The organism is Clostridium guangxiense, from assembly GCF_021043395.1.
Taxonomy (GTDB): Bacteria; Bacillota; Clostridia; order Clostridiales; family Clostridiaceae; genus Clostridium_S; species Clostridium_S guangxiense.
In genome coordinates, this window is the sequence record NZ_JAJNKE010000070.1 from 1 (window position 1) to 8782 (window position 8782).

At 29.5% G+C, this 8782-nt stretch carries 6 protein-coding genes and 1 other annotated feature; all 6 genes read right to left on the reverse strand.

All coding sequences use genetic code 11. From position 1 onward, the window contains the following. Positions 1 to 476: 476 nt before the first annotated feature. The 6 genes from LQK79_RS20245 to LQK79_RS20270 all read right to left on the reverse strand — a co-directional run bounded on the left by LQK79_RS20245 (position 477) and on the right by LQK79_RS20270 (position 8376). Entirely contained in the window at positions 477 to 1670 is a 1194-nt protein-coding gene (locus tag LQK79_RS20245) for a Y-family DNA polymerase (RefSeq protein WP_053243545.1), read from the reverse strand. 102 nt (positions 1671 to 1772) lie between these two features. Beyond that, complete coding sequence (locus LQK79_RS20250; RefSeq protein ID WP_231017687.1) at positions 1773 to 2510, reverse strand: NAD-dependent protein deacylase; 738 nt, start codon at positions 2508 to 2510, stop codon at positions 1773 to 1775. 264 nt (positions 2511 to 2774) lie between these two features. After that, positions 2775 to 4172, reverse strand: a complete 1398-nt coding sequence (locus LQK79_RS20255) for an aspartate ammonia-lyase (protein ID WP_053243547.1) — start codon at positions 4170 to 4172, stop codon at positions 2775 to 2777. A gap of 848 nt (positions 4173 to 5020) precedes the next feature. Next, positions 5021 to 6688, reverse strand: coding sequence for a 2-isopropylmalate synthase (gene leuA, locus LQK79_RS20260; RefSeq protein ID WP_053243532.1), 1668 nt, complete (start codon positions 6686 to 6688; stop codon positions 5021 to 5023). A gap of 225 nt (positions 6689 to 6913) precedes the next feature. Continuing rightward, positions 6914 to 7163 (reverse strand) — a binding site (T-box leader). A 118-nt stretch (positions 7164 to 7281) separates the two neighbouring features. Then, positions 7282 to 7893 (reverse strand): O-methyltransferase, encoded by a 612-nt coding sequence (locus LQK79_RS20265; protein ID WP_231017689.1) that lies wholly within the window; start codon positions 7891 to 7893, stop codon positions 7282 to 7284. A gap of 21 nt (positions 7894 to 7914) precedes the next feature. Then, positions 7915 to 8376, reverse strand: a complete 462-nt coding sequence (locus tag LQK79_RS20270) for a MarR family winged helix-turn-helix transcriptional regulator (RefSeq protein ID WP_053243530.1) — start codon at positions 8374 to 8376, stop codon at positions 7915 to 7917. Between the last annotated feature and the right edge of the window lie 406 nt (positions 8377 to 8782).

The window sequence follows — 8782 nt, forward strand, 5'->3', positions numbered from 1 at the left end:
TTCAAAAGAATTGCTGGTTTACTTAATTCTTCTCTGTTTAATTTTCAAAGTTCAATGTGCTGCACGAGACAGCTTATATATAATATCATGTTTAATTTGCTCTGTCAACACTTTTTAAAATGTTTTTTCAGAACTCATCAATCACTGTCATCTCGCGACGACGTTTAATATAATAACATATCCTTTAATATTATTTGTTTTAAAATAAGCTTTAATGCAGAAGCAATTCATTTATGCTTGTCATATAATCAAAATGCTCCATTTTACGCATACAGATACTCTAGGCAAAGTATATTTGGTTTTACAGCCCATTATTCTTTTATAAGCTAAAAAACCTTTTTTTCAACTGTACCATTAACCTTATTCGTATCTTGGCTTATTATCATTAGCCTCATCGTCTTCCTCTATTAAAATTTTATTATCCAATATCAATATGTCCTTCACATTGCAAATTCAACACATCATAATTAGATATACTAATTTCTTCTTTTTAAAGTAGATAATCTTTTAATAGCAGAATCTCCATATTTTTGCCTTATCAAATCCATGGCTTTGTCTAATGCAATATTTTTTTCATCACTATTATTATCAAATAAGGATATCTGTTTAACTTCGCTATCACACAAACCCGAAAGCTGTACTCCTAAAAGTCTTATAGGTTCTCTCCTCCACATTTCAGAAAATAAAGAATTCGAAGTTTCAATAATATTATTTGTACAATTAGTAGGGTTTTTCAATTTCTTTTGATGCGAATAATTTTTAAAATTATTTGTTCTTATTGACACTGATATAGCTGTACAACATCTACCACTTTTTCTTAGTCTTGAAGAAACATTCTCACAAAGCTCAATTATGACTTTCTTAATTTCTTCTAATTCCGTGATATCACTTGAAAGAGTTGTTGAATTGCTTATAATTTTCACTCCTTCTTCACAGTTGTTAACTGTAGAATTGTCTATTCCATTTGCATATTGCCATACCAATTTTCCATAACTTTTAAACTTACTAACCAAGATATCCACATCAAAGTTTGCAAGTTCACCTATGTTGTGAATAAATAATTTATTTAACTTTTCTTTTCCACTCTTTCCAACCATAAATAATTCATCTACTGGAAGCGGCCAAAGTTTAGCTTTTATTTCCTCCTTATATAAAGTATTTATTTTATCCGGTTTTTCAAGTTCTGATGCCATTTTAGCAAGAAGCTTATTTGTTGATATACCTATATTTACGGTAAATCCAAGCTCTCTTTTTATCCTATTTCTTATAATTTGAGCAAGTTCTAGTGATGTCATTTTACCTATATTAAAGGTTAAATCCATAAAACATTCATCTATAGAATATTGTTCTATTATAGGAGTATACTCTTTAAGTAAATTCATTAACCTCTCGCTTGATTCCTTGTAAACATTAAAAGAAGGCGAGAAAATTAAAGCTTTAGGGCATTTTTTTCTTGCTGAATAAAGGCTTTCACCTGTAATAATTCCATATTGCTTAGCAGGCATGGATTTTGCCAGTACAACTCCATGTCTTGCTGCCTCGTCTCCTCCTATAATAGATGGAATTTTTCTTATATCAACTTTTTCACCTTTTCTCAATCTTTCTACTGCTGTCCATGAAAGAAAAGCTGAATTTACATCTACATGAAATACTATTCTATCTTTTTTCATATATTCCTCACATCTATATAACAGTTTCCAATACTTTTCCTATACTATTACTTATAATTAAATCTGCATCTTTATCATAAGTTATAGAATGCAGGCCCTCTTTTAGATTAGTTTCATAACTTCATTAAATACTTTTCCTATAGAATCATTAATAACTAAATCAGCTTTGTTATCAGCAAAAGTTGTACTTTTATTTATAAGAATAAGATTCTTACCTTTAAAATAGTTTATAAGACCAGCAGCCGGATAAACTACAAGGGATGTTCCTCCTATTATTAAGGTATCAGCTTTAGAAATTGCGTCTACCGCACCTCTAATTATATTATCATCTAAACCTTCCTCATAAAGAACTACATCTGGTTTAACAGTTCCCCCACATTTAGGACAAGTAGGAATCTCTTTAGCTTCTAAAATGAATTTTTCATCATAGAAAGTACCACATTTCATACAGTAATTTCTTAAAACAGAACCATGTAATTCATAAACTATTTTAGAACCAGCAGCTTGATGAAGTCCATCGATATTTTGAGTTACTATAGCTTTAAGCTTACCCATTTTTTCTAATTTTGCAAGAGTTATATGAGCTGCATTTGGTTTTGCTTCTGGGTAAATTAATTTATCTTTATAGAATTTAAAAAATTCTTCTGGATATTTCATAAAAAAAGTATGAGATACAAGTTGCTCTGGAGTAAATTTAATTTTAAGTTTTTCATTCCATAATCCATTTGAACTTCTAAAATCCGGTATACCGCTCTCACAACTACAACCAGCACCACCGAAGAATACTATATTGTTACTATCCCTTATAATTTCAGTCAATTTTGCAATTTTATTTTCCATAAAATAATCATCTCCAAAATACAATTTACTACCTTTATTATGACATAGTTTGTGAAAAAATAAAATTACTTAAACATATTAAAAAGTATCAAACACTAAGAATAAGGGTGCTGCATTAGCATAAAAAATATGCTAATGCAGCACCCTTATTCTTTTATATTATATTAAATCATGGGAAATTCTATCATTATTTAAGTATTCCTAATCCTTACACCTAATTAACAACATAAATTTTTGTCAACACTTTTTAACATAGCATACTATTTATCTTCCAATTATACCTGGCTTAATCATTTGAAGAGGATTTATCAAATCATTAATTTGTGCTTCCTTTAAAATCCCCTCACTTAATATTATCTTCTTTACAGATTCTCCTGTCCTTATTGCCTTTTTTGCAATTTTAGCAGCAGAACTATATCCAATATATGGGCAAATAGCCGTAACAATTCCTACACTATTATTAACAAGTTCACTGCATCTTTCTCTATTTGCTGTTATATCCAATATACAATTATTAATGAAGGTATCAACGCCATTTGTAAGTGTTTCTATAGATTGAAATATATTATAGAAAATGACTGGTTCAAAAGCATTTAATTCAAGTTGTCCTGCTTCAACAGCCATATTTACAGTAACATCATTTCCAATTATATTGAAAGCTATTTGATTTATAACCTCTGGTATTACAGGATTTACTTTTCCCGGCATTATAGAAGAACCATTTTGCATAGCAGGAAGATTTATTTCACCTATTCCAGTCCTAGGTCCAGATGACATAAGCCTTAGGTCATTTGCTATTTTAGATAAATTAACCGCACAAGTTTTTATTACTCCAGAAATAGCACTAAAACTATCTAAGTTTTGGGTTGCATCTATTAAGTTTTCTGCCTGATGCAATTCTATCCCAGTAACCTTACTTAAATTAGAAACTATTCCCTTCACATACTTTGTATCCGCATTAATTCCAGTTCCTATGGCTGTTCCCCCTATATTCAAAACTTTAAGTTCTTCTTGAATTTTTTGTATTCTTTTTATGTCCCTTCTTATTACAGAGCTATATGCTTTAAATTCTTGACCTAATGTAATTGGAACTGCATCTTGAAGTTGAGTCCTTCCCATTTTTATTACATCTTTAAACTGATCAGCTTTCTTATCAAAGGCATCACAAAGCTCTCTTAATTTAATTATTACGTTTGAAATTAATTTTAGAGATGTAATTTTCCCAGCTGTAGGTATAACATCATTTGTAGATTGTCCCATATTTACATGATCGTTTGGATTAACAATATCATAATTTCCTTTTTCTCCGCCTAAAATTTCTATGCTTCTATTTGCTATCACTTCATTAGCATTCATATTCATGGAGGTTCCCGCCCCTCCTTGAATTGGATCTATTATAAAGTCATCATAAAAATTACCTTCTAGTATTTCATCACATGCACCTATAATAGCCTGTGAAATGTCTAATCTCAGTAATCCTATTTCTTGGTTTGTTATAGCGGCTGCCTTCTTAACTTGAACAATACTTTTTATAAATTCTACATTAAGTTTAAGTCCTGTGATATTAAAATTATTAGCTCCCCTTAATGTTTGTACTCCATAATAAGCATCTTTTGGAACCTTTTTTTCTCCTATAGAATCACTTTCAATTCTAAAATCCATAAAATATACCCTCCCGTAAATAAAATTGTTTTTTACAATTGAATTTTTTTAATCATAATTTTAGTATTAATGATTTAATCATTTCATATGCGACTATATTTTTAAGTATAACAATTTTTATTTAAATATACAAAAAATATCATTTTATTAAAAACCGTCTTTGTAATTACGTTGTTTTTATCACATTATCATTTAGTTCACATACATATTAACACATTATTAAAGATATTGCTATATTCAATTTATACAAATGTACTTATTCTCATTAGTTTGTTTCGGATATGCCCACGTAGAAAATGAAGTAAAATAGTTAATTTTAAATATTATTATTCATTTTTCATTAAATTCAAATTTATCTAAATTTATATTCATTGGCATTTATACGCAAGTTAGTACATCTTAAGTAAATATCTAAAATATTTCTGAACGAACATTATTAATAAACCTTCAATTTTTAATATTTATTTTTTGCAAAAAATCTTTTCAAAATTTATATTTATCAAAACTTTTGCAACCTTATTGTTAATTATATAACAATTAATTATTGTGCATAAGAAATTACTACCATATTATTATTTAAACTAATAATTCATTAAAAAGAGGCTATTTTATGACAATTAAAGTACTAAGAAAGGAAATCAGATTAGAAAATCCAGACGAAGTTAACTCCTGTTAAAGCCAGTTAATACTGCTAAAGGAACAATTTAAAAAAATCATAAAATACTTAGATATTTCAATCTGTTTCACCGATAGGAAGTTATTGAAATATCTTAGAATTTTATGATTTTTTTATCTTAGATTTATAGAATTTTTTTAATGTTGCAAAACAGTATTCCTTCGCATTATTTCTATTTAGAGCATCTGTTCAAAGCGCACACAAGTGCATTAAGTGATGCCGTATCTATGTTATCTGATATTCCAACCCCAAAGTATCTTTCTTCATTATTTTCAACCTGTATATAGGCAACGGCTTTTGAATGTGATCCTACATTTAATGCATGTTCATCATAAGATATAAACTTGCATCCGTTTATATTATTTGAATGCAGTGCATTAAAAAAAGCATCTACAGGACCATTTCCTATTCCTTCTATTTTTATATCTTTTCCCTTTACAGAAACTACAGCTTCAATATCTACTGTATTTTCATCTTGTTCAACATTCTGAATTGAATGTTGCTTATAATTTTTAAGATAATACGGAGTTTTTCTATCAAGATATTCTGCTTTAAAAAACTCAAATATTTGCTGCGGAGTAAGTTCTGTTCCAAGCTCATCTGATTTAGCTTTTATTATTTTTCCGAATTCAGGATGCATTGACTTTGGAAGTATAAATCCAAAATCACTTTCCATTATATATGCAGTTCCGCCTTTTCCAGATTGGCTGTTTATACGTATAATTTCTTCATACTCTCTACCAAGATCATGCGGGTCAATTGCAATATATGGCACTTCCCACTTAGTACCATTTTTCTCCTTCATCACGTGGAGTCCTTTCCTTATAGCATCTTGATGAGAACCAGAAAATGCTGTAAACACAAGTTTACCCGCATATGGATGACGTTCTGATACTGTCATTTTTGTACATTCTTCATACAAGTCTACAATTTTATTTAAATCCGAAAAGTCAAGTTCTGGATCTATGCCTTCAGAATACATATTAATAGCCATATTCATTATATCAAGATTACCTGTTCTTTCTCCGTTACCAAAAAGTGTTCCCTCAATTCTATCAGCTCCAGCAAGAAGTCCAAGTTCACTTGAAGCTGTACATGTTCCTCTATCATTGTGGGTATGAAGACTTACTATTACTGCTTCTCTATTGGAAAGATGTTTACAAAACCATTCTATTCTATCTGCATATACGTTTGGTGTTGACATTTCAACAGTAGATGGCAAATTTATAATTGCTTTATTATCTTTAGTAGGCTTCCATACATCAAGTACAGCCTCACAAACTTCAAGTGCATAGTCAAGCTCAGTTCCAGTAAAACTCTCTGGTGAATACTCAAAAGTAAATTTTGTATCTGGATATTTTGTACTATAATCTTTAACCATTTTAGCACCATACAAAGCTAAATCTATTATTTCCTTTTTATTCTTTCTAAACACAACTTCCCTTTGAAGCGTTGATGTAGAATTATAAATATGAACAATAGCCTTCTTTATTCCTTTAAGAGAATCAAATGTCTTCTTTAAAAGATTTTCCTTGCACTGTGAAAGCACCTGTATAGTAACATCGTCTGGAATAAGCTTATCCTCAACTAATCTTCTCAAAAAGTTATATTCAGTATCTGATGCAGATGGGAAACCAACTTCTATTTCTTTAAATCCCATATTAACAAGCATTTTAAACATTTTAATTTTTTCATCAACATTCATTGGAATAGGCAAAGACTGGTTTCCATCTCTCAAGTCAACGCTGCACCATATTGGTGCATTTTCAATTTCCTTATCTGGCCATTCACGATTTTTGATATCAACCTTTGGATATTTACTATACTTCACATTCTGCATTGCAAAACACTCCCTCTATTTTATATTTTATATAGAAATCTGAATTTTTTAAATTATCATTATATTAATCTTATAAGTAAGCTTGGTAAGATTACAGTGAAGGTTGAATTTCCTCCATTTCATTGAGAAAATTCTTTAACTTATCCTATTTATATTTAAAATTATTTTTCGTAAAAAATACACCTTCACTCTACTCTATAAAAAAAGCCTCATCTCTAAATAAAATAAAGAGACGAGGCTAACCCGCGGTACCACTCCAATTGGTTTAAATTAAAAACCCACTTTTCAACAGCACTCCACATTTTAAAAATATAGTTTATACCATCTATCCTTATAACGGTGGAATTCCGTTTAACCTTAAAAATTCAGGCAACTGCTCGCAGATGAGTTCAAAATCTAAAAATTACCGTTTCACAGCAAACCCGGCTCTCTGAAAATCCACTCGATTCCTAATACTTCTGTTCATCGCAATATTCTTTAATTAACTTATTTTGTATTTTACATTATGCATATTTAAAAGTAAACTTTATTTTCTGAAGAATAATGATTTAATTTTTTATTCCTAATTTTTTATTAATTTATTAGTTTAAATATTATTTTTTTATAGCAATTGCAAAACCATCACCAATAGGAAGCATTGTGCTAAAAAGTCTATCATCATTTACAACAAGTTTATTAAATTCTTTGATAGGCTCTATAAGGTTATGCCATCTTTCTTCTAAATCAAGTACAGGAAACAAGGTATCTTCTGCTGCCAAAACTCCACCATGTTTTAAAAGCTTCATACAATCTTCAAATAAAACAGGATAAAGTCTTTTATCTACATCTTGAAAAATCATATCAAATTCTTCATTTAAATTTGGAATTATAGTTTTGGCATCTCCCATTTTAATTTCTATTACTTCATCTAACCCTTGCTTTCTAAAATTTTCTTCAGCCTGACGTGCTACTTTTTCATCATATTCAATTGTAACAATCTTACCACCATATTCCTTTACTACTCTTGCCATAGAAGAAGCTGAAAAACCTATGCTTGTTCCAATCTCCAGTATTTTTTTAGGCTTAATTAAATATATAATTAGTTTAAGCATTCTTGCAACATCATTATCAACAACAGGTATAAAATCTTTAAGTTCGGTACCTTCAATAAAAGTCTTTCTGTCCATTTCGCTATCATTTTTGTACAAGTCCTCTATATAATTCATAATTTTATCAAAATCTATTTTTTATTCACTCCTCATTTTTTTATATAATTTTTCTAATCCCTTTAGCAAATTGTCAATGTCACTTTCTTCTAAAGCTGAAATAGAATCAAGCAAGAATTTGCTGCTAGCTTCTTCATTTATATTATTAATAAGCTTTCTTCCTTCGTCCGTGAGCATTACCCTGCTTATTCTTCTGTCTTCATCGCTTTTTACTCTTTTAACGAGTCCTTTTTTTTCAAGTCTATTTACCTTCTCAGATACTGTATTTTGAGAATTATTAATATTCTTTGCAATATCACCTATAGTAGGCGCTGACATTTCATCACTAAGATTTAATTCAAGTTCATCAAGTTCAATTAACAAATGAAATTGTTCAAGACTAAGATTGTACTTCTTTGCAAGCTTATGATATCTACCATGTATTAATCCATCTACTTCACTTCTTAATTTTATTACCTTTCTTGCTTTATCAATTTTATTCATAGTCCACCTCACTTATATCGTGTAGCGATTATATCTTTATACGATATATTATCATATGTAGATATATAATTCAAGCAATTTTTTACAAATACTATAAAATAAGAATATCTTGGAATATAACTATGCAGTTAGTTGTAAGTGTTTAACTCACATACTTCTTGAACTAAATAAATACATTTTCTATGTAAAAATTATTAATCGCTCATCTTCCGTAGGCACGGAGGAAAATATTCCTTGCCTTTCCCCCTTTTAGTGAAGTAATGGTATTGAAGAAACAGTTTAAATAAAACTCAATAAATCTTAGGGACAAATTCTAAAAAGCCTTAGAAATTTCAATCTGTCTGTAGAGTAAGTCGGTGGCGAATCGCCACCTTCTCCTCATCAAACCGTGCATGCGGTTTTCTCG

Coding starts and splice junctions, on each gene's coding strand:
- LQK79_RS20255 (WP_053243547.1), bottom strand. CDS start 4,172: ATGGATTTTAGAATTGAAAGTGATTCTATAGGAGAAAAAAAGGTTCCA.
- LQK79_RS20245 (WP_053243545.1), bottom strand. CDS start 1,670: ATGAAAAAAGATAGAATAGTATTTCATGTAGATGTAAATTCAGCTTTT.
- LQK79_RS20265 (WP_231017689.1), bottom strand. CDS start 7,893: ATGAATTATATAGAGGACTTGTACAAAAATGATAGCGAAATGGACAGA.
- LQK79_RS20270 (WP_053243530.1), bottom strand. CDS start 8,376: ATGAATAAAATTGATAAAGCAAGAAAGGTAATAAAATTAAGAAGTGAA.
- LQK79_RS20250 (WP_231017687.1), bottom strand. CDS start 2,510: ATGGAAAATAAAATTGCAAAATTGACTGAAATTATAAGGGATAGTAAC.
- leuA (WP_053243532.1), bottom strand. CDS start 6,688: ATGCAGAATGTGAAGTATAGTAAATATCCAAAGGTTGATATCAAAAAT.